This is a genomic window from Wolbachia endosymbiont (group A) of Cydia splendana, from assembly GCF_947179475.1.
Classification (GTDB): domain Bacteria; phylum Pseudomonadota; class Alphaproteobacteria; order Rickettsiales; family Anaplasmataceae; genus Wolbachia; species Wolbachia pipientis.
The window spans coordinates 845,237-869,944 of sequence record NZ_CAMXBP010000001.1 but is presented as its reverse complement, the minus strand read 5'-3'; the positions used below and the strand labels follow the sequence as shown (position 1 = coordinate 869,944).

23 protein-coding genes and 1 pseudogene are annotated in these 24,708 nt (G+C 35.4%); 13 read left to right on the top strand and 11 right to left on the bottom strand.

Annotated features, from left to right (window positions below; genetic code table 11):
• Nucleotides 1-239 precede the first annotated feature (239 nt).
• Together OM961_RS04340 and OM961_RS04335 are read left to right on the top strand one after the other, a co-directional pair.
• On the top strand, nucleotides 240-860 hold the full coding sequence (locus tag OM961_RS04340) for a superoxide dismutase (RefSeq protein ID WP_264339481.1): 621 nt from the start codon (nucleotides 240-242) through the stop codon (nucleotides 858-860).
• Nucleotides 857-2,128: a M16 family metallopeptidase gene (locus OM961_RS04335; RefSeq protein WP_010962800.1), complete on the top strand. Its 1,272-nt coding sequence runs from the start codon at nucleotides 857-859 to the stop codon at nucleotides 2,126-2,128. The genes OM961_RS04340 and OM961_RS04335 overlap by 4 nt, the downstream gene beginning before the upstream one ends.
• A 6-nt stretch (nucleotides 2,129-2,134) precedes the next feature.
• On the opposite strand, the gene OM961_RS04330 is transcribed toward OM961_RS04335, so the two are convergent.
• Nucleotides 2,135-2,452 (bottom strand): WD_0736 family protein, encoded by a 318-nt coding sequence (locus OM961_RS04330; protein ID WP_010082444.1) that lies wholly within the window; start codon nucleotides 2,450-2,452, stop codon nucleotides 2,135-2,137.
• 312 nt (nucleotides 2,453-2,764) lie between these two features.
• Between OM961_RS04330 and OM961_RS04325 the strand changes: the two genes are divergently transcribed.
• Nucleotides 2,765-4,090 carry an IS4 family transposase gene (locus tag OM961_RS04325; protein ID WP_264339205.1) on the top strand — a complete coding sequence of 442 codons (1,326 nt, stop codon included), beginning with the start codon at nucleotides 2,765-2,767 and terminating at the stop codon, nucleotides 4,088-4,090.
• On the opposite strand, the gene OM961_RS04320 is transcribed toward OM961_RS04325, so the two are convergent.
• Nucleotides 4,067-4,195, bottom strand: coding sequence for a hypothetical protein (locus OM961_RS04320; protein ID WP_264339480.1), 129 nt, complete (start codon nucleotides 4,193-4,195; stop codon nucleotides 4,067-4,069). The genes OM961_RS04325 and OM961_RS04320 overlap by 24 nt on opposite strands.
• Before the next feature lie 329 nt (nucleotides 4,196-4,524).
• Here OM961_RS04320 and OM961_RS04315 point away from each other — a divergent pair, with 329 nt between their 5' ends.
• The 3 genes from OM961_RS04315 to terL all read left to right on the top strand — a co-directional run bounded on the left by OM961_RS04315 (nucleotide 4,525) and on the right by terL (nucleotide 9,682).
• A complete protein-coding gene (locus tag OM961_RS04315; RefSeq protein ID WP_264339479.1) occupies nucleotides 4,525-5,364 on the top strand; it encodes a polysaccharide deacetylase family protein in 840 nt (279 codons plus the stop codon).
• Nucleotides 5,319-6,893, top strand: coding sequence for a penicillin-binding transpeptidase domain-containing protein (locus OM961_RS04310; RefSeq protein ID WP_006280388.1), 1,575 nt, complete (start codon nucleotides 5,319-5,321; stop codon nucleotides 6,891-6,893). The genes OM961_RS04315 and OM961_RS04310 overlap by 46 nt, the downstream gene beginning before the upstream one ends.
• Before the next feature lie 1,337 nt (nucleotides 6,894-8,230).
• Complete coding sequence (gene terL / locus OM961_RS04305; RefSeq protein WP_264339478.1) at nucleotides 8,231-9,682, top strand: phage terminase large subunit; 1,452 nt, start codon at nucleotides 8,231-8,233, stop codon at nucleotides 9,680-9,682.
• 377 nt (nucleotides 9,683-10,059) lie between these two features.
• On the opposite strand, the gene OM961_RS04300 is transcribed toward terL, so the two are convergent.
• Nucleotides 10,060-11,109 carry a class I SAM-dependent methyltransferase gene (locus OM961_RS04300; protein ID WP_264339477.1) on the bottom strand — a complete coding sequence of 350 codons (1,050 nt, stop codon included), beginning with the start codon at nucleotides 11,107-11,109 and terminating at the stop codon, nucleotides 10,060-10,062.
• A 101-nt stretch (nucleotides 11,110-11,210) separates the two neighbouring features.
• Here OM961_RS04300 and OM961_RS04295 point away from each other — a divergent pair, with 101 nt between their 5' ends.
• Nucleotides 11,211-11,582 carry a hypothetical protein gene (locus OM961_RS04295; RefSeq protein ID WP_405196811.1) on the top strand — a complete coding sequence of 124 codons (372 nt, stop codon included), beginning with the start codon at nucleotides 11,211-11,213 and terminating at the stop codon, nucleotides 11,580-11,582.
• Nucleotides 11,583-11,867 (top strand): DUF2610 domain-containing protein, encoded by a 285-nt coding sequence (locus tag OM961_RS04290; protein ID WP_010962783.1) that lies wholly within the window; start codon nucleotides 11,583-11,585, stop codon nucleotides 11,865-11,867.
• 6 nt (nucleotides 11,868-11,873) lie between these two features.
• Here OM961_RS04290 and dapD read toward each other — a convergent pair whose 3' ends face one another.
• The gene (gene dapD, locus OM961_RS04285; RefSeq protein WP_264339475.1) at nucleotides 11,874-12,704 is read right to left on the bottom strand and encodes a 2,3,4,5-tetrahydropyridine-2,6-dicarboxylate N-succinyltransferase; all 831 of its coding nucleotides are present in this window, start codon (nucleotides 12,702-12,704) and stop codon (nucleotides 11,874-11,876) included.
• Between the two features lie 73 nt (nucleotides 12,705-12,777).
• On the opposite strand from dapD, the gene OM961_RS04280 reads away from it, so the two are divergent.
• Nucleotides 12,778-13,206: a zinc-ribbon domain-containing protein gene (locus OM961_RS04280; RefSeq protein WP_010962781.1), complete on the top strand. Its 429-nt coding sequence runs from the start codon at nucleotides 12,778-12,780 to the stop codon at nucleotides 13,204-13,206.
• Nucleotides 13,207-13,300: 94 nt separating this feature from the next.
• Nucleotides 13,301-13,981 carry a ribulose-phosphate 3-epimerase gene (gene rpe, locus OM961_RS04275; protein ID WP_182309494.1) on the top strand — a complete coding sequence of 227 codons (681 nt, stop codon included), beginning with the start codon at nucleotides 13,301-13,303 and terminating at the stop codon, nucleotides 13,979-13,981.
• A 143-nt stretch (nucleotides 13,982-14,124) separates the two neighbouring features.
• On the opposite strand, the pseudogene tnpC reads toward rpe, so the two are convergent.
• The 3 genes and pseudogenes from tnpC to OM961_RS04260 all read right to left on the bottom strand — a co-directional run bounded on the left by tnpC (nucleotide 14,125) and on the right by OM961_RS04260 (nucleotide 17,857).
• Nucleotides 14,125-15,463, bottom strand: a pseudogene (gene tnpC, locus OM961_RS04270) (IS66 family transposase).
• A 112-nt stretch (nucleotides 15,464-15,575) separates the two neighbouring features.
• The gene (gene ribD / locus OM961_RS04265; RefSeq protein ID WP_182320453.1) at nucleotides 15,576-16,658 is read right to left on the bottom strand and encodes a bifunctional diaminohydroxyphosphoribosylaminopyrimidine deaminase/5-amino-6-(5-phosphoribosylamino)uracil reductase RibD; all 1,083 of its coding nucleotides are present in this window, start codon (nucleotides 16,656-16,658) and stop codon (nucleotides 15,576-15,578) included.
• Entirely contained in the window at nucleotides 16,658-17,857 is a 1,200-nt protein-coding gene (locus tag OM961_RS04260; protein WP_174515840.1) for a deoxyguanosinetriphosphate triphosphohydrolase, read from the bottom strand. The genes ribD and OM961_RS04260 overlap by 1 nt, the downstream gene beginning before the upstream one ends.
• A 47-nt stretch (nucleotides 17,858-17,904) precedes the next feature.
• Between OM961_RS04260 and OM961_RS04255 the strand changes: the two genes are divergently transcribed.
• Nucleotides 17,905-18,366 carry a HesB/IscA family protein gene (locus OM961_RS04255; protein WP_164224387.1) on the top strand — a complete coding sequence of 154 codons (462 nt, stop codon included), beginning with the start codon at nucleotides 17,905-17,907 and terminating at the stop codon, nucleotides 18,364-18,366.
• A gap of 39 nt (nucleotides 18,367-18,405) precedes the next feature.
• Entirely contained in the window at nucleotides 18,406-19,080 is a 675-nt protein-coding gene (locus OM961_RS04250; protein WP_264339474.1) for an ABC transporter ATP-binding protein, read from the top strand.
• Between the two features lie 238 nt (nucleotides 19,081-19,318).
• On the opposite strand, the gene OM961_RS04240 is transcribed toward OM961_RS04250, so the two are convergent.
• Entirely contained in the window at nucleotides 19,319-20,017 is a 699-nt protein-coding gene (locus OM961_RS04240; protein WP_264339473.1) for an alpha/beta hydrolase, read from the bottom strand.
• 155 nt (nucleotides 20,018-20,172) lie between these two features.
• Here OM961_RS04240 and OM961_RS04235 point away from each other — a divergent pair, with 155 nt between their 5' ends.
• The gene (locus tag OM961_RS04235; protein ID WP_264339472.1) at nucleotides 20,173-21,309 is read left to right on the top strand and encodes a cysteine desulfurase family protein; all 1,137 of its coding nucleotides are present in this window, start codon (nucleotides 20,173-20,175) and stop codon (nucleotides 21,307-21,309) included.
• 95 nt (nucleotides 21,310-21,404) lie between these two features.
• On the opposite strand, the gene OM961_RS04230 is transcribed toward OM961_RS04235, so the two are convergent.
• The 3 genes from OM961_RS04230 to OM961_RS04220 form a co-directional block, all read right to left on the bottom strand.
• Entirely contained in the window at nucleotides 21,405-22,730 is a 1,326-nt protein-coding gene (locus tag OM961_RS04230) for an IS4 family transposase (protein WP_264339205.1), read from the bottom strand.
• Nucleotides 22,731-22,795: 65 nt separating this feature from the next.
• The gene (locus OM961_RS04225) at nucleotides 22,796-23,434 is read right to left on the bottom strand and encodes a hypothetical protein (RefSeq protein ID WP_264339471.1); all 639 of its coding nucleotides are present in this window, start codon (nucleotides 23,432-23,434) and stop codon (nucleotides 22,796-22,798) included.
• Nucleotides 23,400-24,596 carry a hypothetical protein gene (locus tag OM961_RS04220; protein ID WP_264339470.1) on the bottom strand — a complete coding sequence of 399 codons (1,197 nt, stop codon included), beginning with the start codon at nucleotides 24,594-24,596 and terminating at the stop codon, nucleotides 23,400-23,402. Before OM961_RS04220 ends, OM961_RS04225 begins: the two co-directional genes overlap by 35 nt.
• Nucleotides 24,597-24,708 lie beyond the last annotated feature (112 nt).

The window sequence follows — 24,708 nt, the reverse complement described above, 5'->3', positions numbered from 1 at the left end:
TCATTTAATCTGTACAGAGAAGATAAATAAATAGCTTCAGTTTCATGATAAGGGGGTTGGCGAAGGGTGTCAAGTAACTTTTGCATTTAATCCATTTCTATGGCTTATATAATAATCGTTATTGTAGTATAATTTAGAATAATGCAATAGATACCTAAATGTTTTAGCTATTAATTATATGTTGCACAAAAGCATATATTGCCCTACCATCCAAGTAGGTTAGAAATAAAGAGGTTTTTATGAGTTTTACTTTACCTGAATTACCATACGATAAAACAGCTTTGGAGCCTTATATATCTGCAAAAACCTTAGATTTTCATTATGATAAGCACCATAAAGGATATTTAAATAAACTCAACGAGCTAGTTGAAAATACAGATTGTCAACATGTAAAAATTGAGGAATTAATAACAAAAGTGCATGGTAATAGCGGCAACTTGCCTATATTTAATAATGCAGCACAAGTTTGGAACCATACTTTTTATTGGAATTCAATGAAAAAAAATGGTGGTGGTAAGCCTAAAGATGGTAGTCTTCTAGCAAAAAAAATTCAAGACGATATCGGTGGCTTTGATAAATTTTATGAAGAATTTTCGAGTCATGGAGTAAGCCAGTTTGGCAGTGGATGGGTATGGTTAGTGCTCGAAAAAGGTAGGTTAGGAAAGCTCAAAATCACCAAGACTCCAAATGCAGATTTGCCAATAATTTATGGCCAAGTGCCACTACTCACTATGGATGTGTGGGAGCACGCCTATTATTTAGATTGTCAAAACCGTAGAATTGACTACATAAAAGTTTTCCTTGATCATTTGATTAATTGGGATTTTGCAGAAGAGAACTTAGAAGAATATATGAGATGAATATACCCCGGGTAACAAAATTAGATAATGGTCTGCGCATAATAACTGAGCAGGTGCGTGATATTGATTCCGTAGCTTTAAGCATACGAGTTGGTGTTGGCAGTAGAGCAGAAAGTGCAAAGCAAAATGGAATATCCCATTTTTTAGAACACATGGCTTTCAAAGGGACGAAGACAAGAACTGCCTTTGAAATTGCAAAAGCTTTTGATGACATAGGTGGAGTTTTCAACGCTAGCACCGGTAGGGAAAGCACCACCTATTATGCAAAAGTCCTCAAGAAAGACATAAAAACTGGTATTGATATATTAATAGATATATTGATGAATTCCACGTTTCCAGAAGATGAATTGGAACGTGAGAAGGGTGTTGTAATACAAGAGATTTTTCAAACTAATGATTCACCAAGTGACATTATTTTCGACAAATATTTTGAGGCAGCTTATAAAGACCAACCATTTGGTAGGTCAATCTTAGGCACGCAAAATACTGTAAAATCTTTTACTCGAGGAGATCTAGATAATTACATAAATGAGCATTACTTTGGTGAGAATATGCTATTTGCCGTTGCAGGAAATGTTGAACATGAAGAAGTTGTTGCATTAACCAAAGATTTTCTCTCAAAGATTCATTCTAAAAAGCTGAAAAAAAGCCAAAATGCGAGCTGTACTGGTGGTGAGTATTTAGAACATCGTAAATTAGATCAGGTACACTTGCTAATTGGTCTACCTAGTGTTTCTCGCCATGACGATAAATATCACACGTTTCAAGTGCTTGATTCTATATTAGGGAGCGGAATGTCATCACGTTTATTCCAGGAAGTAAGGGAAAAGCAGGGATTAGCTTACTCTGTTTATTCATTTAATTCCAGCTATACTAATACAGGAATGTTTTCCATTTTTGCTGGTACAGACAGTAGTAACTTAGATAAGCTTTTAAAATCTATAACGACAGAGTTGAAGAAGTTGTCTACAGATGATCTGAAGGAAGAAGAAGTAAATAGAGTGAAAGAGCGAGTAAAATCCCAAATTTTAATGTCACGCGAAAGTGTTAGCTCACGTGCTGAAACATTGGGACACTACTACGGTAACTATAATAGGTACATCAGTAAAAATGAATTAATAGAAAAAATTAGTGCAGTTACCACTGCTAACGTAAAAAAAGCAGCAGAAGAATTGTTATCTCAGCATGAAAAAACCACTCTAGCTGCAATTGGAGAAATTGAATCATTGCCAAGTTACGATAAAGTGGTTTCTATGCTTAAAGCTTAGTGTACTTTAATTATGTTGCTTAAGCTCACTAAAAAGTTCAATGAACGGTTGCAAAATCCTTTCTATAAAAAGTTTACTTTCTGGTTCATCGCGTATATTACTTATCAGTTTATTCAAAGTTTTCTCGCTGTTTCGTAAAAATAAATAGCTTTCTACTGCTTGCACACCAGACAAGACAGTCAAAATTCCTCCTATCACTAGACAAGCAGCTATAGCAGGTACGGTACCCACTGCAATTGCAGTTGCGATTAATGATAACCCAGCTAAGAATGTAACGGCTGAAACGCAAAACGCTATTTGATGTTTTTCTTTATTGTTAACCATAAATACCTCACAAAAACTATATTTTTAACATACCAGTGTTGTCATGTATTGTCAAGTTTTTAAAGAAGATTAAAAAATGCAACGCACATGTGCAAAAGACGCTAACTATGGATTAGCCAAGGAAGAAAGAGTAGGAAGAGGAAGGCTTTTTCTGTTTTAGGGAATATAAAATAAGCGTAGAAAAATATGAACTAGGTGTATAATTCACAGTGTAGTGGTATCCATACGCGTCAAGTTAAGGAAATAAAGGTATGAAAGAGATAGAATAATAAGGTATAAGTTCTCCCAGATATACTTTTAGTGAGAGAACCAATGAATAAAATAACTTGCTTATCAAAAAAGCTCAAAGAATTTTTTAATGAAAAAGCAGAGAAAATCTCAATTACAACAAGGTTTATAAAAAGAAAGAGAAAGCTAAAAGGTTCATCATTCGTAAAAGCCATGGTCTTGGGTAATATAGGAGTTGATAATTGTAGCGTAGAAACAATGTGTCAATTACTAAACGAGGACTCGATAGATATAACAAAACAAGGTTTGGATTTTAGATTTACTGAAGAAGCAGTGGAATTTATGAAAAGGATGTATAATGAATCTGTGATTCTCTTTAAAAATATCTTGCAAGTTGATTGCAAAATCTTACAGCAATTTAATAGTGTTAAATTATTGGACAGTAGCTATATTACTCTACCTAACAGTATGGAAGAGATGTATAAAGGTTATGGTACTAGCTACAGTGGCTATGAAAGCAATACTAAGTCTGGAATAAAGTTACAATTAGTTTTCGACTACATGAATCAGATAATAGACCAACTTAATTTAACGGAGGGGGTAAGATCAGACCAGGGATATAGGAAACATTTAAGTAATATATTAAGCAATGATTTGCTAATATCTGATCTCGGTTATTTTGTGCCAAGTTCTTTTAAACAAATCAATGAAATAGGAGCTTATTTCATAAGTCGTTATAAATCCGATACCAACATATATGATGTAGAAACAAATCAAAAAATGGAGTTATTAGAATGTTTAGAGGATAAGTTATTTTTAGAAAACGAGGTATTGTTAGGAAAAGAAGCAAAAATTAGAGTAAGAATTATATGTCAGAAACTAACTGAAGAACAGTCTATGGCCAGAAGAAGGAAAGCTAATAGATTAGCAAGATCGCAGGGATATACATCCTCTAAAAGAAATCAAAAATTGTTGAACTGGTCAATATTTATAACTAATGTTCCAGAAAATAAAATTAGTGCTGAGCAAGTATTAACGATTTACAGAGTAAGGTGGCAAATTGAGTTATTATTTAAATTGTATAAAAGCCATATCAGGCTTGATAAGCTAAAAGGAAAGCCATGCAGAGTATTATGTGAACTATATGCTAAATTGTGCGCAATTCTTATATTTCGCGGCATAGTTGGTTGCACAGAAGTGAAAAAGAATACAGAACTTAGCTTAACAAAGGCATTTATTGAGCTAAAAAGGCGGGTTAGAGAGTTATTTTTAGTATTAACCAAAATTAATAGTTTAAAAGCATTTCTTAAAAAACTCACTATAACTTGGTCGCGATTTTCATTAAAAGACAAACGTAGAAGGGCTAGAGTATCCACTTTAACCTCTCTAAATTTGCTCACAATCTCTTAACTTGACGCGTATGGTACGTTCTAGTAGCTCGTGATCCAATAAAGACCTGCCTCTGCTTGATAGAATACGAGTTTCCAATTTTTCTTTTCTCTCACTATTATTCATAAAAACCTCCAAGGTCAACATTATATACAAATTCAGCGCCAGCTTTCTGACGCAATAGTTCTCGAGGAATAACCCTTTTGAACTCTAAATTTGCAATGTTGTCCTTGTTGCTTTAAAAGCTGGAATACCATTTGCCATATGAATTTGTGCATTGACATTTACTGTGCTAATTCCCTGAAGCGCAACGGTATTTATATTTGCAATCATAATATATTATATAAAATTGTTAATACAATATATTAAAGAAGCGATGAAGTAAAGGCTACAGCAATTAAAGATGGCTTAACTTAGCAAAAAAGTGTAGTATTCTATCACTTTGCTGATTACAAATGTTTATAAGGATAATCACTTTTTTCTTACTATATTCAAGTACGGCTTTTTGTAGTGATTGTAATTTTAATTTACCATACTGTGGGCTCAGTTGTAATCTAGATCTATCATATAGAAATTTAAGTAATATAAAAAAATTATTGAATAACGACGATAAGTTTGTTGCGCTTACGTTTGATGATGGACCGTCTAACAATAGAGTAAACGATATTATTAATGTTCTGGAAAGCTATGAAGCAAAAGCAACATTTTTTGTGCTTGGTGAACGTATAAATGAAAAAACGTCTGAAATAGTAAAGAAAATTCATGAATCAGGTCATGAGTTAGGCAATCACTCTTGGTCGCATAGGAAGTTGACATCACTTTCAAGTGAGGAACAATTGCAAGAATTGGAAAAGACAAATACAGCAATTAAAAATGCAATAAAACAAGATGTAAAATGGTTTCGTCCGCCATATGGATGTTATGACGATAATCTGATTGAAAATACTGATCAATTAAATATGTATTCAATATTATGGACAGTTGATTCGCTAGATTGGCAAGGTGATAAGCCAGAAACTTTAGTTGAAAGAGTTTTAAGTAATGTACATAATGGAGCAGTTATACTGTTTCATGATCACAATAACAGGTCAAACACAATTGAAGCTTTACCTCATATTATTAAAATACTAAAAAAATCAGGTTATAAGTTTGTGACCTTAAGTAAGTGGGAAAAAAGGGTTTGTAATACGGTAAAAGCCAGAAGTGTAACAATAAAAGAGGGGAAAAAAGTGTGTTTTGAAGGAATGTTATGTGGACAAAAAACAAAGTCTTTAACCGCAGAGCATTCATATTAGGTGGTATTCAGCTTACCATTTCTGCGGTTTTTAGTTGCAGGTTATATAATTTACAAATACGAAACAGACAAAAGTACGAAGCACTATCTAATAGTAATAGAATAAGAGTTGCTACTATTATGCCTAAGCGGGGCAAAATTTTAGATAGGAATAGCATTGAACTTGCGGTAAACAAAATTTCGTATGTTGTTTTGTTTGATGGTTCTGGTAAGGAAGTTGATTTGCAGACATTATCAGAAGTCGAGTCTAAAATAGCAAAATCGTCAGAAAAAATAACTGCTCTTTATAAACGTTATTACCCGTTTGGTTCAATGTGTTCTCATGTAATCGGATATACAAAAAGACAGCAAGGCATAAGCGAAGTAGGAATCAGCGGTATTGAATATACATATGATCATATATTGAAAGGCAAGTCAGGAAAATCTGAGCAGGAAATAAATTCTAAAAAACGCGTCATAAAAGAATTATCAAGCATACCACAACAAGACGGACAAGATGTACAACTGACAATTGATATTAATCTGCAAGAGAAAACCGCAGAGGTATTTAAAGATCACCAAGGCTCCGCAGTGGTAATTGATGTAAATAATGGAGAAATTTTAGCATTATATAATTCACCTTCTTACGATAATAATCTTTTTGCTAGCAGGCTATCAAATGAGACTTGGGAGAGCTTGAATGCTCCTTCATTGCCGCTCGTGAATCGTGCGTTATCATATCAAATTCCACCTGGTTCAATATTTAAAGTAATAGTTGCGCTTGCGGGTTTAAAAGACGGAATAATCACACCAGAAGAAAAATTCTCGTGTAAGGGCTATATGAAAATAGGTGAGCGGAAATTTCGTTGCCTGAAAAGCAAAGTCCATGGATATGTATCTTTAAATGAAGCAATGGCATTATCATGCAACACTTACTTTTATAATATAGGGAAAAAAATAAGTGTAGACTCTCTAGTAGAAATGGCCAGAAAATTTGGTATTGGAAGTGGGCCACTGATTGGAACGTTTAAAGAAGAAGCTCCAGGGTTGTTGCCAGATAGAGATTGGCGTACACGAAAGCTATATTCGCAGTGGTATTTAGGTGACACTATCAACTTAGTTATAGGACAAGGGTATATGCTTACAACACCACTACAGCTTGCAGTTCTTGCAGCGAGGATTGCAACAGGAAAAGAGGTAATTCCCCGCATTAAGATGAATGAAACGATACAAGATTTTCCCGATATTGATGTGGATTGTGAGCATCTTAGCATAGTTCGAAAAGCTATGTTTGATGTGGTGAATTCTAAAACTGGAACCTATAAGAAAGGGCTAAGCGGTATACAAATTGCTGGCAAAACCGGTACACCAGAAATAAACTCTAAGGGCGAAAGTCATAAGTTATTTATCGCCTATGGCCCTTACCATAACCCGCGCTATGCAATCTCTGTGTTTATAGAACACGGCAAAGCCCCACGCCAAGATGTTGCAATTGCTAATGAGATATTTCAGTATATGCTTGAAACTATGAGTATTAAACTTCTTGCATAACCATATAACAAACTTTTATTGGGAATAGAAACGAAAAAACTTACTTGACACCCTTCGCCAGCCCCCTTATCATGAAACTGAAGCTATTGTATTTGCTTTCGCCAATCTGCAGATTAAAAGGTAAGGATTACTTAATGTATCGGCGTCTTATGTTCAATTTTTTGCAGTATATAGATACTGTATGTCTTTACAAAACTTCATCTACATCTAGATTTTTATCTAAATAAGCTGAACGCGCTTATAAAGCGTTACAAGACATCAAAAAATGCCAATACTCGACAGAGATAGTAAAAGACTAGCTAACTCGGGGATTCTTTGTCTTTTTTTCTGCTTAGTAAATTTCTTAAACATTTGCAGCGTAAGTTAGTTGCAATTAAAAGCAGCTTAATCTTGCTTGTCAAGCGTTTAAAACATAAAAAACGCCAATATTTTAAAGCGGATAATAACCCCAGGGTTTCTTTTGCCTTTTTTTTCATTTGGTAAATTTCTTAATATTTATAGCTAAACAACAACCGTCATCCCTAAGTATCCCGCTGCTTGTTAGCGGGATCTCTTGTTAGCGCCGCGGTGGTATGACGTAGGATTGTTGTCATTCCGCTACTTGTTAGCGGCTGAGATACCGCAGCGGTATGACGGTTCGTGGCGGCATGAAGATAAGCTCGTCATCCCGCTGCTTGTTAGCGGGATCTATGTTAAGGTATAGTAGGGGATCTATGTTAAGAGATACCGCGAATGAATCGCGGTATGACGGTGTAGATGATGGTTAAGTAATTCGTCATCCCGCTGCTTGTTAGCGGGATCTATGTTAAGGTATAGTAGGGGATCTATGTTAAGAGATACCGCGAATGAATCGCGGTATGACGGTGTAGATGATGGTTAAGTAATTCGTCATCCCGCTGCTTGTTAGCGGGATCTATGTTAAGGTATAGTAGGGGATCTATGTTAAGAGATACCGCGAATGAATCGCGGTATGACGGTGTAATGATGGTTAAGTAATTCGTCATCCCGCTGCTTGTTAGCGCTTACTATTACCCACAAATATAAATGTTTGTTGCATAGCTCTTAATGGCATAACTTTTGCTTGAAATAACTGTTTATATGGTGCAATTTACAGCTTTTAGTTGCTAAAATTATAACTCTTAGTTTAATAATTTTAATCTAATAAGCTTTCAGGTTAATAAAATTAAATTATTTGAGTAAATACAATATTATGTTTTTATTTGTGGGTAATAGTAAGTTGTTAGCGGGATCTAGAGATACCGCGACGTCTCACCTATAGCCTTCAGTGCTCCTTTTTTTGTCATCCCAGCGTCACGCGTTGGTTTCAACATTATATCATGAACTTTCTAAAATTCATTGAACTGTGCTTTCAAACGGTAGTGCCGGGGTGTGAGTATAACGATTATCAGTATATAAAAGTCATAGCAGATAGGCTGGAAGCGGCGAGCGCTGGTGAAGTGAAACGAATAATATTCAATATGCCTCCGCGCTCGATGAAGTCCATGTGCATAAGCGTTGCGTGGCCCGCATGGATACTGGGAAACCAACCAACTGCGAGAATAATAGTTGCAAGTTATTCTCAGCGGCTCAGCGAAAAGCACTCGCTCGACACCAGGTGCGTGATGCAGTCTAGTTGGTATAGAGCGCTATTTCCAGAGATAGAACTATCCAAAGACCAGAATACAAAATATAAATTTCAAACAGTGCAGAGAGGATACAGAATCGCAACATCAGTTGGTGGAACACTAACTGGTGAAGGTGGTGATTTTATCATTGTGGACGATCCGCTCAGTTCTGCTCAAGCTTTGAGTGAAACGCTTAGAAAGCGTGCCACAAACTGGTTTGATCAGACTTTAGTAACCAGGCTGAACGATAGAAAAAAAGGAGTCATCGTTCTTGTAATGCACAGGCTACACCAGGAGGACTTAACTGGACACCTTCTCTCCAAGCCAAAAAACATATGGCATCATATTTGTTTGCCAATGATTTCTGAAAATAAGCAGGTTATTTATTCAATCAAAAAGCCAATACCTCCCGTTCCTATCATCCGAGTAGCTCAGCACTGTGCGACCAGGCGATTATATAATAAACCAGCGTCACCTGTAAGGATATTATATTCAAGAGAAGAAGGTCAGTTGTTATATCCCCTCGATGGAGGAAAAGAAGAAGTTGAGATAATAAAAGCTGAACTTGGGAGTTACGCTTTTGCTGCTCAATATCAACAAAACCCTCTGCCGCTTTCAAGTGGTATAATTAAACCAGAGTGGTTGAAACGCTATAAAAAATTTCCTGATAATCTCTCGCATATAACACAAAGTTGGGATACTGCGGTTTCAACAAGTAACATGAGCAACTTTAGTGTCTGCATCACCTGGGCAAAAATAGATAATAAATTCTATTTACTCGACGTATATCGCGCAAAGCTTGAGTATCCAAAGCTTAAAGAACAGGTTTTGTCACTAGCTGCAAGATGGACGCCACACGCAATTTTAATCGAAGCAAAAACAAGTGGTCAACAATTGGTGCAAGAGCTAAAGACAAACAGTGATTTACCGATTATTGAAATAGTGCCACATGATGACAAGCTCACTCGATTTCATCAAATTGTTCCGATTATAGAGTCTGGCAAGGTTTTTCTGCCACATCAAGCAGTATGGCTGAACGATTTTGAGTATGAGATTTTAATGTTTCCTGAAACTCGACACGATGATCAAGTAGATAGTACCGTGCAATATCTCCAGTGGGTGAGAAACAGTACCTCCAGGGTTGCAGCTATACGAGCATTGTGATTTGAGTCTACCAGTACTGGGATGACAGCTAGGAGACAACCGTTATCCCGCTACTTATTAGCGGGATCTAGAGATACCGCGAATGAATCGCGGTATGACGGTTCGTGGTGGTATGACAGTTCGTGGCGGTATGACGGTTCGCGGCAGCATGACGATAAGCTCGTCATCCCGCTACGTGTTAGCGGGATCTATGCTAAAAGATACCACGGCGGTATGACGTAGAACTGCTGCTTGTTAGCTGATGAGATACCGCGAATGAATCGCGGTATGACGGTTCGCGGCGGCATGACAATAAGCTCGTCATTCCGCTACTCGTTAGCGGAATCTATGCTGAGATATCGCGGCGGTATGACGTAGGGAAACCTTTCTTGGGTTAGCTATATCAATAGCATTGCTTTAAAAAGAGTGCCCATATTTTCAGTCAACCTTAAGAATTCACTAAAGATCCTATTCTTTTGTTCATCACTTGCGCTTTTCATTAAAGCCTGGGTTCTTTCTTTTATGCCAAAAAGATATAAAAATTCCCTTTGAGTTAAAATCTCGCAATCTACGTGTTTTAATGAATCTTTTAATGCTTGAAAGTTTACAAGTGCGGTAATATCACTATTACCAACATTCTCAAGAAAATTAGCATACTTATGTTGTTTTATCGATTGCAAAGTGCTCTTATATGCGGGGTATACATAACCGTAATCTACAATCAAAGCAGCTCCTTTATTATTATATATCTTCTTCTCAAGTTTTTTTAATATTTCAACCCCAACTGAACATATTTCCACCACTGCACCATTAAAAAATTTTCCATTTGTCATCTGAGTAGCTGACACTGGAATCCATGATTCTTTTTTTCTGGATTCCAGTGTCACGCACTGGCATGACACCAAGAGACTGCCATCATCTTGTTTTGTCACCATATTTTCATACCACCCCTCATCATGATATACAAACTGATCTATCGGAAGAGCGTCAAAGAACTCATTTGCTAAAAAAATGGTTGGTTGTTCTGGTAGGTTGTCAATATTTTTGTGCCAATTAACATCTAAGCTTTTTAATTTTTCCTTTTGTATCTTCCGTAAAGTAGGGCTTATTTCAACTAAGTGGATCAACATTGAATTAAAAAAGCTGCTGTATTTTTTAGTGACTCTTATTATATCGTGAATGAGTGTTCCTTTGCCTGGCCCAAGTTCAACTAGAGAAAATTTTGATGGCTTTCCTAATTTTTCCCATGTATGCATTATCCAAACTGCAATTACTTCACCAAATAATTGGCTGATCTCAGGTGCGGTAGTAAAATCACCATCCTTACCAAGCGGTAATTTACTTGTATAATAGCCGTATTTTTCATGGTACAAAACGGCATTCATGAAATCACTGATGGATATTGATCCTTGACTTTTGTCAATTAATTCGTGTATATAAGTGAGCATGTTATTAATAAATGTTTAACTATAGCGTGCCATAATATAAAATAGTAGAGTATTTATATATATAGTATACACTTAAGTTTGTGAGTAATAGTGCTTCAGTTATGGACGACAAAAACACCGATTATGTTGCCCTTATAGCTCAAGATGATAGTATTGAATACAAATTTGAAGAAGCTGTCAATTTTATAGAAAACAAGGTTATAAATGCTGATGGGCTAACTTTAGCGGAAGTGTTTCAAGTGCTAGTTCAAATGCTAAATGGTGATCTAGAATTGGTAAAAAAAGTACTAGCATGTGCTAATATTATGGCAAAGCATGGAATGAAGGTAGCAAAAGAGTCGCAATTAAGCAGAGCTGATGTTCGCCGAGCTTTGGAAGGTAGAGAAAGTGTTGTCAATAGACAAGATTTTATAAAGAAACCACCTCTTCCACCTGCTATAAAATCGACCAAAAAGAAAAGTAGAGGTCTTTAGATGGCTGAATCTATAAAAAAATTTACTGTACAATGTGACTTCAAAGGGCAAAGTTCACCTTTTGCAATATATATAGGAAATCCAAAAAGTGATGCTCATCCAATTCATCATCAAGATTCCTGGCTTGTAAAAGAACGTGGAGGGAATATTCCTAATAAAGTAAAAGAAAGTCTACAAAAATTATATAAACTATCTCAAGAAAATGGAGTCTCTTTCTCAGAGTTATGCGCGTATGCCATTACTGTGGTTAGTAATAATGATAAAAAAAGTGACGACAAGGAGTAAGATAGTTTAATCCCTCAATATTTCATTTATAGAGATTTTCGATCTCGTCTTTTCATCCACTTTTTTTACTATGACTGCACAATAGGTTGAAATATTATTTTTAGATGGAATAGACCCTGGTACCACTACAGAATAAGGTGGCACTTCGCCGTAAAATACCTTGCTAGTTTCTCTATCAATAATCTTTGTTGATGCCCCAATAAACACGCCTATGCCAAGGACTGATCCTTCTCTCACTACCACACCCTCGGCCACTTCGCTACGTGCTCCAATAAAGCAATTATCTTCTATAATGACAGGTGAAGCTTGAATAGGCTCAAGAACTCCACCTATTCCCACTCCACCGGAAATATGACAGTTTTTTCCTATTTGCGCACAGCTACCAATCGTTGACCAGGTATCTATCATTGTTCCTGAATCAACATATGCACCAACGTTGATAAAACTTGGCATTAGAACAACATTTGTACCTATATAAGCAGATCGGCGAACAAAACACCCAGGAACTGCTCTAATTTTTAACCGGCGAAATTTCTCCTCATTCCATTCACTAAACTTGTTACCGATCTTATCAAACCAGCAATTGGTATTGTCTATTATTTTGCTTTCTTCAGTGAGAAAATGTAATAATATTGCTTGCTTTATCCACTTATGTACTACCCATTCTCCACTTGATAGCTTTTCTGCTACTCTAATTTTGCCACTATCAAGGAGCTCAATTACCTCTTTAATTGCTATTCTTGCTGTTTTCTTTAGATTACAGTCATTAAATTTTTCTCTATTTTTCCAAATATCTTTTATCTCACTCTGTGTTTTTTTTAGTTGCAAACCTTCCATTTGTTATATATATATTGATATTAAATTTGTAGCTCGTATCATTTGGGCTTGTTACTACTTATATGTAAGTGCTATGAAAATACAATGTAATAGTTGTACTAAAACTTACTTAGTATCTCCTAAGCAAATAGGTGCATCTGGAAGAAAGGTAAAATGTACGAACTGCAATCACATATGGCATGAATATCTAGAAGAAGTGTCAAACAAATCGCACTCTGCTAATATACAGGAAAAAAAAGTTAGTGGAAGGAATTTTTTACAAAATCTAGCATTTACCACTCTAGCTTTTGCAACAGCTACAGGGTTATGCGTCGTAATTGCTAACGGCATCTTTCCTAGAGAGATGAACAAAGCATACAAAACGATCAGTTTATACAAGGATTCAATAAGCTATAAATTAGGGTACAAAAAAGAACAAACAGAAAGTCCAAATGTAAAAAAACTTGCTGTAAATAAGTTTTATCAAGACTACCTTTTTTTATCTAATTTAAGATCTAGTTAAATAGGCATACCGATATCGGTCTCTAGCTACTCAGATGGTGCTTAGGGTGACAGAGTTTTAAAAATAAGTTATTTTTTAGCAAAAAAGGCAGCTCATGAGTATTAAAATTGCACCTTCTATACTTTCAGCAGATTTTGCAAAATTAGGGGAAGAAGTAAGAAAAATTAGCGATTTAGGTGTAGATTACATACACATAGACGTTATGGATGGGAATTTCGTTCCAAATATTACAATTGGTCCTAGCGTTGTTTCTGCAATACGTAAATATAGCAATCTTCCTTTTGATGTGCATTTAATGGTCAAATCTCCTGGTAACCACATTGAAAGCTTTATAAATGCTGGTGCTGATATTATCACTGTACATGCAGAAGCAGAGATACACCTTGAGAGGTTGATAAGAAAGATAAAGTCATACAAAAATGTAAACGACGAAAAAAAACCGATTCAAGTTGGAGTTTCAATTGTTCCTTCAACTTCCCCAAGTGTGCTTGAATATATAATACATGAGCTAGATATTGTGCTGATTATGACAGTCAACCCTGGCTTTGGAGGGCAGGAATTTATTCATTCACAGTTGAACAAGATATCTACTATAAAAAAAATGATACAGGAGCGTAATCTTAAAACACAAATTTCAGTAGATGGTGGAATTAACTTTTCTAACGCAGCTGATATAATAAAAGCAGGTGCTGATATTTTAGTTGCGGGATCGGCGATATTCAAGGCTGAAGATATTAAGAAGGCCGTAAACGATCTTAAAAATCTATTGTTGTGACCCTATATAGCTAAAGTGGCTTAGGTTTACCTACAATTTAAAAAACAACAAATGCGTCATTCCGCTACTCGTTAGCGGAATCTATGCTGAGATACCGCGGCGGTATGACGTAGAAAAACCTTTCTTGGGTTGTATCCGTTCAGCTAAGCGGTGTGAGAGATGATAGATAAGAGGTTTTGGAAAGCCCATTTGTTTCCATGTCAAGTATAATGAAATTATCCGTTCAAGTTCCCCGCTTCGATTGGGTAAAATATGAATTTTTGCGATAAACGACATAATGCCGTATTTGCCGTTCAGCATGGTTATTTGTCAGCGGAATATTTTCTGGGTCATCTAAAAATTTCCACATCATTCTTTCAGATTTCAAAATATTTTTTGCAACTCGAGAAGCTCCAATTGCTTCAGGTAAACGGCTTCAAGTAATACCTTGTACGTTTTCGCAATTTTCTGGCACGTCTGGTAAATCTAAAAACATCTATCTCATTTTTTAGCAAGGCCTTTTTTAGTGCAAATAATTCAGTGGCTACGTTTCTTAAGTAACAGCCCAGAACTTTAACTTCAACTATGTGCTAATCTTTCAAAATCTCTTGATAAATGTGCCCAACAGATTTGCCTGTTCTTATCGGCAAAGTAGTTGTATGCTGCGTACCTGTCGTAAGCTATTGCGATTGCAGAACTTACTATTTTGTAAAACCTTCATTCCTCTTGACTCTGTCAATTTTATAAAACTTGCTGTATTACTGGCAAACATCCAGCACCAACCAAGTTTACCTTTGTTATAATGGCTCGTTTCATCGATATGCAGAACTTCACTTTTACTTACTTCTTGCTCGATTTGCTCATATGCTTCTTGGCATTTTTCTGCAACTCTAGCCTCGCTATTTGACACGCTACCAACACTGATGTCCAGGTTGAAAATATTTTTTATAATATTTGCTACTTCTCTTTTCGAGTTCTTGTAAAATCCGCTCAGCGCCGCAATTGTTGACTTAACTTTTGGACCAAATGTATCCGCAGTAACACCTTCTGGTAGCCTGCTACTTTTTCTTTTTCCACACTTGCAACAGCGGCCATTGGTATTCCACAACATAAGCTGGCAAATCAACTTTTTGATGAATGTATGGCTCTTTCGATATCGCAATTTCTCCTCCGCACTCGCAAGAACTCTATTTTCACCACTTCATCTGCTTCCATTTTAGGGCGATACTTTCCTTCATGCCCAATCTGTGCCCCTATTTTCCTGTCACTTTTTTTCTTTTTCTTCTTTAGCTTGTATAACTCTTTTGAGCTCGTTATCGATGAATTTTGTGAATTCAGACCTAGTCTTTCTTTCAATTCAGCATTTTCGATTCTTAGCGCCTTATTCTCAGATCTAAAATTTTCGTTTTCTATCTCTAACCTCTTTATCTCTGCTTTTAGTTGCTCTATCTCTATTTTAAAGCTTTCACAGAGCTTGAGAAGACTAGCTAGTAGATCAGACATATTTACCACACATACTACTTGTGATATTATGTTTTTAGCACTCCTTGTCTACTTTTTATTTTACCGCTCCGCTGAACGGATACCTTTTTTTTACTGTTTGAGTATGTAAGGATTATGACGACCTATCCCAAACCTCAACTATATCCTCACTAAACTCTATTATCTTTGTTTTTTTTAACTGATAACAGTTGTTAATGAATTGAATCCCTAAATCTCCTACAAAAGGAGTGGCATCATTGCCTAAAATTTTACCACTGCGGCATATTATCAACCTGTCGATTAAATTACACTTTAATAGTTCTGTGATTAATACTCCTCCACCTTCAACTAATAATCTTGTTATACCAATTTCTGAAACAAGTTTTAATGCCATGTCCTTTAGGCAAACCTTACCTGCGTTGCTTGAATTAACTACTAAGTAGTTAATGTTTTTTATTTTTTTCTCTACTTCTTTATTTGTGATGACCCAAGTTATTACTTTGTCTGCAGTCTTTGCAATGTTATGCTCTTCCTTTAATCTCCCTTGACTATCTATAATTAGCCTTATTGGCGATCTACTTCCGAGTCCTGGTAATCTGCAAGTTAAGAGTGGATCATCATTAATAAGAGTATTGCTGCCAATCATAATTGCATCATATTTCGTTCTGAGCTCATGCACCCAGTTTCTCGTATTTTCACTTGTTATCCATTTGCTATCGCCTGTAAATGTTGCGATTTTTCCGTCAAGAGTTGTTGCGACTTTGCAAGCTATAAATGGTCTATGTAATTCTTTAGTGGTGAAAAAACCGACATTCAGTTCTTTTGCCTCTTTTTGCATAATACCTTGCTCAACTTCAATTCCTGCTTCTTTCAGAGCTTTCATGCCTCTGCCTGAAACTCTACTATCTGGGTCAATAGTTGCAATTACTACTCTTTTTATGCTAGCTTTTATGATTTTTGCAGTGCAAGGCCCCGTGACTCCGTGATGACAACATGGCTCAAGAGTGATATATATAGTTGCGCCATGAGTTGAATCTTTAGCGTTTTGCAAAGCGACTACCTCCGCATGCGGACGCCCACCAATCCCTGTGTATCCCTCACTAACAATTGTACCATCCTTTACAATAACACACCCGACAGCAGGATTTGGTGCAACATTTCCAAGATTTTTTTCTGCAAGCCTTAATGCAATTGACATGAAATGATCATCAGTCATTAGAAAGAAGTCATTTCGTATGAGGTATCAAAAATTCTTCTGTGCTCGTGTATAGCAAATCTATCTGTCATACCTGAGATATAGTCACATATTATTACTGAACGCTGAGATTCACAAGCGAGTTTGCTCCACTCTGTGGGAAGTAATCCTGGGTTTTCATAAAAACATTGAAAGAGTTCCTGTATTATGCGTTTTGCTTTGTTCATCGTTCTACTCAGTTTATAGCTTCTGTATATTTTCTCCATGTTGAATCTTTTCATTTCTTTTGTAGCATTCGCAACTTCTGGTGAAAATGTGACTAGCATTTTATTTAGACTTCTTACGTCTTCTACGCTTTTTATTTTGTGATCTTCAATATTTCTTTCAGTCTGAGAAACAACATCACTTATCATAGTTCCTATAGTTCCACTCAGTGATTCATGTATGAGTTTGCTCTGAGGCAATTCTGAATATCTGCTCCTTATGTCTTTAAACATTTTTTCAATTAAAGGAACATTCAGCAAATCTTCGATGGTTACTAAATTCGCCCTGAGTGCATCATCAAGATCGTGAACACTGTAAGCAATATCATCGGCAATTGAAGCAACTTGCGCTTCAATGCTTGAAAATTCTTCAAGTTTTAGATCATATTTTTTGTTGTATTCTAATAACAGCTGATTACTTGTAGAAGACTCCGCGTTTTGACCAAGCAAGGGACCGTTATGTTTTGCAACTCCTTCAATCACCTCCCAACTTAGATTCATACCATCAAAATCAGCATGTTTTTGTTCAAGATAAGTTAAAATCCTTATAGCTTGAACATTATGATCAAACTCATACTTCTCGTTATCAAGATTCAAATCTTGAATTGATTTCTTTAGAGCATCTTCACCTGCATGACCAAATGGAGGATGACCAAGGTCATGTGCAAGCGCTATGCATTCAGTGATATCCTCATTTAAGCCAAGTCTACGCGCAATGGACCTTGCAATTTGTGCAACTTCAAGGCTATGAGTAAGCCGAGTGCGATAGTAGTCGTGCTCATAATTGATAAAAACTTGTGTTTTGTACTCCAATTTTCTAAACGCATTAGAGTGAATGATACGGTCCCTATCACGCTGAAAGCAGCTGCGATTCTCATCTTCTGGCTCTTTGAAGTATCTCCCTTTTGTTTTGCTTGGAAAACATGCATAATTTAATAGAAAATTATTGTTTGACATGTAAAATTTCTACTATAATAAGTTATCAATAATAAACGGTGGTTACTATGTCAACAAATTACAACATCAACTTAACTGATAATGCACTAAAAAAAATCCACTCTCTTGCAGAGCAGGAAGGAGATAAGAGTTCCGTTTTACGGGTTGCAGTTTCAGGCGGTGGATGTTCTGGCTTCAAATACAATTTTCTTATGGATCAAATGAATAAAAATCTATCTTTGGATGATGAAGATGATGATTACGATGATGAGTTTGATGACGAAGACGAAGATGATGATTATGAAGAAAGCGAGGACTATAGAAGCCATTCCAGTTTTAGCGAAAAAGGTAAAGATATAGTAATTAATGATGAAAATGGTAATCCTGTATTAATGGTTGATAATTGTTCAGCAAAATTTTTAAATAACTCAGTTATAGATTATACTGAGGATCTCAGTGGTTCTGGTTTTCAAATAAAGAATGCCTTTGCTAAGTCTCAATGTGGTTGTGGTAACAGTTTTTCGGTTTAATTATTACTAAAACTTAGATGCCTTCTGGATCTTTTAAACATGGGTGGTAATGTAGCACTAGAACTAACTTCCGTAGATAAAAGCTTCAAGAACAATTCTGCTGTTGTAAAGGATATCAACTTAAGTGTCACAAGAGGGCAAGTAGTAGCGCTGATTGGCGATTCAGGTGCAGGGAAAACAACTATATTGCAAATCGCAGGCTTGTTGGACAAGCCAACTTCAGGTATAGTTACGATAGGTGGAATAAATTGCACACAAGCCAGTAATAAGCATAAAACTCATGTAAGAAGAAATTTTCTTAGTTTTGTTTATCAATTTCACTATTTGTTACAAGAGTTATCGGTGTTGGAAAATATTATGCTTCCTCAACTCATTGCAGGAAAAAGCAAAGCTGAAGCAAAAAAAAATTCGCAAGCAATGTTGGAAAAATTTGGTCTGGAAAACAAAGCAAGTAGCATGGTATCTGAAGTTTCGGGTGGGGAAAGGCAGAGAGTTGCAATTGCAAGAAGCATTGTAAATTCTCCAAAGCTTTTACTTGCAGATGAGCCAACAGGAAATTTAGATCCAACAAATTCTTTTAACGTGTTTTTACTGCTACATTCATACGTAAAGGAAAATAACAGCTCTATGCTTATAGTAACACACAATCATCTCCTTGCAGAAAAGGCAGACTGCATTTTCCAATTGAGAGATCGATCATTAGTGAAGTTGTGAATAGGAAAAATAGCACAATTTCTATGCCTTATACTTATCTAACCAATGATCATTAACAGAGTACAACTCGCATGAAATGCTTTCATTGCTTTTTATACACGGACTTTTTAACTTACGCTGTTTACTTAGGGAACACCCCGATAACATAAACACAGCTAAAACAAAAAATAATAGCTTTTTAAACATAACAAAACCTTTTCATTTATATTACTACACTCATTTCTCTTGTTTGTAAAGATTAGGCATATTCTTTTACCCTTACCTCTTTTTTGACCTTTTGAAAAGAAATAGTTGCACTATTCAAGCGCAGTTTTATATAATTGTCCACGATTTGAGTCACTTCCTCTTCTTTATCCTTTAGAAAGTGATTAGTATCATCTATTATATGGTATTTCATGTGATCACTTCTTACTGAATTTATCAACCTTTTTGCTAATTCTGTTACATCGCTTTCTTCTGAGATTGTATCATTACTGCTTTGTATTATAAGCCCAGAAACTGGACAGGGAGAAAGAAAAGAAAAATCGTACTTAGTTACCGGAAGAGAAAGAGCAATAAAACCCACTATCTCAGGGCGGCGCATTGTTAGCTGCATAGCCACCCATGCTCCAAAAGAAAAACCAGCGATCCAAATTGAAACATTGCTAAGATTATGTTCCTGAAGCCAATCAATGGCTACCGCAGCGTCAGTTAATTCTCCTATACCCTTATCAAAAGTTCCGGTAGATTTTCCCACACCACGAAAGTTAATCTTCAATGCAGAAAAATTGTTATCGATAAAAGACGTATATGTACTATGTACAATTTTACTATCCATATTACCACCATATTGAGGATGATGATGTAAAACCAGCACAACCGGCGCGTTGGCATCTTTGCTTTGGTGGTATTCACCTTCTATCTTTCTTGTTGCATTATTCAAAAAAACTTCAACCATGGTAACCCCTAATAAGAACCCGCTTGACAGGTATTAATGACGTGAGTTATTAATTATGTATTAATTTCGCTGTTTTTGCAATAAATTTTTTATCGTGTTAAAGCTAACGTACATAGTTATGGCTATAGTTGATGGTAAACTTATTTAAGTGACAGATGAGTCCATTCTCTTTAGAAAATAGTGGTTGCGTATATGCTGATTACAATGCAACTGCTCCAATTAGTGAAAATGTAAAAAAAAGTATATTTGAGGTCTTGTTAAAACAAACGCTCAATCCATCATCACTACATAAAAGAGGACAAGAAGCGAGGAAGATTCTTCAGGATGCAAGAGATAACGTACGTGGTGCTATTGGCGTCTCAAGTGATAAAGAAATAGTTTTTACGTCTGGTGCAACTGAAGCGAATAACCTTGTTATGAGAGGAATAGCAGGCTACCTGCATATAATTTCAGCTATAGAGCATCCTTCAATTCTTAATTCTGCATGTAATCCATATATAATACCTGTTAATCAGGAGGGCATTGTTGACTTTTTAGAGCTAGAAAAAATTCTAAGCGAACTTAAAGGAAACAAAGCAATAGTTTCAGTTATGATGGCAAATAACGAAACCGGAGTTATTCAACCTATTGAGGAAATAGCTAAAATAGTACACAAGTTTGGAGCAATTTGCCACACTGACACTGCTCAAAGTGTTGGGAAAATTAAAGTTAATATGGAAGATTTAGGAGTGGATTTACTCACTTTATCCGCCCATAAATTTGGCGGTGTAGCAGGCAGTGGAGTTTTAATATTCAATAAAGAACTTGCGATAGAACCTATTATAATAGGTGGTGGACAAGAGAAGGGATTTCGTGGTGGTACGGAAAATATTGTTGCGATTGCAGGCCTTTCTGCTGCACTGCAAAATATTCCAGACCTTCTATCAAAAATGGATGAAGTAAAGGAGCTACGTGATCAATTAGAGTGTGAATTATTAAATCTTGCCAGTGACATAAGAATCTTCGGTAAAAACTCTAAGAGGCTGCCAAACACAAGTTTTATTTATATGCCAGGAGTAAAGAGTGATGTGCAGCTTATGCATTTTGACTTGAATCATATTGCAGTTAGTAATGGCTCCGCATGTTCTTCTGGAAAAGTTGAGCCTTCCCATGTTTTGCTTGCAATGGGGGCAACAAAAGAGCAAGCAGAGTGTTCAATTAGAATCAGTATAGGTCCAGAAACTAAACCACAAGACATAAAAAAAATAGTGGATTGTTGGTATAATATCTACAAGCAGAACTCCTTGGTATAGATAATACGTGATATCATGCAGGGAGCTATAAATTAGATGTAAAAAATTCCTTTACAAGTTTCGCCAGCCCCCTTATCATAACCATACGCGTCAAGTTAAGAGATTGTGAGCAAATTTAGAGAGGTTAAAGTGGATACTCTAGCCCTTCTACGTTTGTCTTTTAATGAAAATCGCGACCAAGTTATAGTGAGTTTTTTAAGAAATGCTTTTAAACTATTAATTTTGGTTAATACTAAAAATAACTCTCTAACCCGCCTTTTTAGCTCAATAAATGCCTTTGTTAAGCTAAGTTCTGTATTCTTTTTCACTTCTGTGCAACCAACTATGCCGCGAAATATAAGAATTGCGCACAATTTAGCATATAGTTCACATAATACTCTGCATGGCTTTCCTTTTAGCTTATCAAGCCTGATATGGCTTTTATACAATTTAAATAATAACTCAATTTGCCACCTTACTCTGTAAATCGTTAATACTTGCTCAGCACTAATTTTATTTTCTGGAACATTAGTTATAAATATTGACCAGTTCAACAATTTTTGATTTCTTTTAGAGGATGTATATCCCTGCGATCTTGCTAATCTATTAGCTTTCCTTCTTCTGGCCATAGACTGTTCTTCAGTTAGTTTCTGACATATAATTCTTACTCTAATTTTTGCTTCTTTTCCTAACAATACCTCGTTTTCTAAAAATAACTTATCCTCTAAACATTCTAATAACTCCATTTTTTGATTTGTTTCTACATCATATATGTTGGTATCGGATTTATAACGACTTATGAAATAAGCTCCTATTTCATTGATTTGTTTAAAAGAACTTGGCACAAAATAACCGAGATCAGATATTAGCAAATCATTGCTTAATATATTACTTAAATGTTTCCTATATCCCTGGTCTGATCTTACCCCCTCCGTTAAATTAAGTTGGTCTATTATCTGATTCATGTAGTCGAAAACTAATTGTAACTTTATTCCAGACTTAGTATTGCTTTCATAGCCACTGTAGCTAGTACCATAACCTTTATACATCTCTTCCATACTGTTAGGTAGAGTAATATAGCTACTGTCCAATAATTTAACACTATTAAATTGCTGTAAGATTTTGCAATCAACTTGCAAGATATTTTTAAAGAGAATCACAGATTCATTATACATCCTTTTCATAAATTCCACTGCTTCTTCAGTAAATCTAAAATCCAAACCTTGTTTTGTTATATCTATCGAGTCCTCGTTTAGTAATTGACACATTGTTTCTACGCTACAATTATCAACTCCTATATTACCCAAGACCATGGCTTTTACGAATGATGAACCTTTTAGCTTTCTCTTTCTTTTTATAAACCTTGTTGTAATTGAGATTTTCTCTGCTTTTTCATTAAAAAATTCTTTGAGCTTTTTTGATAAGCAAGTTATTTTATTCATTGGTTCTCTCACTAAAAGTATATCTGGGAGAACTTATACCTTATTATTCTATCTCTTTCATACCTTTATTTCCTTAACTTGACGCGTATGATCTCAGTTACAGTCTTAAGCTGACAAAACAGTTTCACCATTGGCACTACATATAGATTCAGTAATAGATTTGGTATATCTTTTTTTAGAGTGATGAGAACTGTAGGGTGGACTCTAAGTTTATCTATAGTTAAAAATATCGCATCAGTACAAAAATCAAGGATTATTAGATTTACAATACGACCTTGATTACAAATATAATAAACTCCTTTTTCCACTTTTTCCCACATAAGTTTTGAATCATTCAACTTTGTTTCAAACCAGTCTATGACCTTTTCTGTATTTAAGTATATGGATAAGAGATGAAATCTCTGTTTTTGATAAGTATTAGGCAGAATATGACGAGAACAGTTTTCACAAATAGCGTCATCACATGCTTCATCAAAGTCTGAATCGATAAAAATCTCATTGCTACAACTTGAATCAATTACATTTGGCCAATCAAGATGATCTTCTTCACGAGAGCAAACAATATAATACCTTTCTTGCATTTTTATCAATCCAAGATCGAATAAGTATCTTGCTGCTTTAATATGATTTTGGCTTGGATTAATCCAGGAACCATTTGAACTTAAAAGATCAGCAATTTGCTCGTGAAAGAATTTTAAGACCATAAGATTGTTCCATATGTTTCTTCAGGTCCTCTCTTTCTTTTTTATTGAGTGGATGCTCTGAATAATAAACTTCCCCACTTATTTTGAAAGAAAATGTTACCTTTTTGTTTTGGAACATTACTTTAGCTGATTGAATAGATTGTAGTATGTTGCCAATAGCTGGCTTTAAAATATGTAACTCTGGTGCAATAGGATCATACGGTTTTACACTTAAAGTAAGATATGTATTACTATTTTTAAAATAATCTGACTTAAAATTTAACTCAAATATACAAATGTCAGGGTCAGAACCATCTATACATGCTTGAAGAAACTTATGCACTTGTAGTGGAAAGTTCTTATCTTTTATATTTACGAAAGTACATTCGCAGTTAAAATACCCACTTACAATGCTATTTGCTATTTCCACAGCTTTATTAGTATTTTTAGCACAGAGATTAACCTGTGTACCATCAAGCGAAAAATCTAAAATCATCCACTCAGGTTTATGACCATGAACAACTTTATTTGAATTAAGCAGTAAATCCATGTCACTTCCTCGACGTACAAACATATATATTCGATCTTGGTGATGGAAAAAACCCTGCAACTGGTCATCATCCTTAAGTATCTGCTCTACAGCTTCTTGTGACATAAATTCCTTAAATGAAGTATGTATTTGTCTTGGTGATTTCTGTAAAGCAAATGATACGAAACCTTTCTTTTGTACTTTATCAAAGTGATAGACAGATTTTAGAAGTTCACAATTTATGTGAAATAGTAAAAACAATAAGGATCTTTTATCATACTTGGTATTGTTTTTTACCAGGTACGATCTCATTAACTTCTCAGTCAGAGCAAATCTTGCTACTTCACTAACTGTAGCCTCAAGTTTTGTACGATCAAAGTAGCTAATGAGATAATAGTCAAAAAGAGAGTCAGAGTAACTGGTAAGTATCTTACGTTTTTGTTGAGTGGATCTATCGTCATAATCTCCGTCCTGAAAAAGTTGCCCATTTAAATGCTTTTTAAAGCAATGCTGAAAAATGATGCTCAGTTGTTTACCAGAAAGCGAATCTAACCAAAATTGACGTACATTAGAATCCTGAAAACGTTCTAGTAAAAGGTTAACAGGAACTTCTAAATCACTCTCCCAGAATTCATTACTTGGATAAACATTCATGATACTTTAAATAAGCTATATCATACATAATATGATAATTTAAGCAAAGATTTTTTGGACATAATTTTTTCAAATCTTGTATATTTAATTAGGGAGAATGTGTGTAAACTAG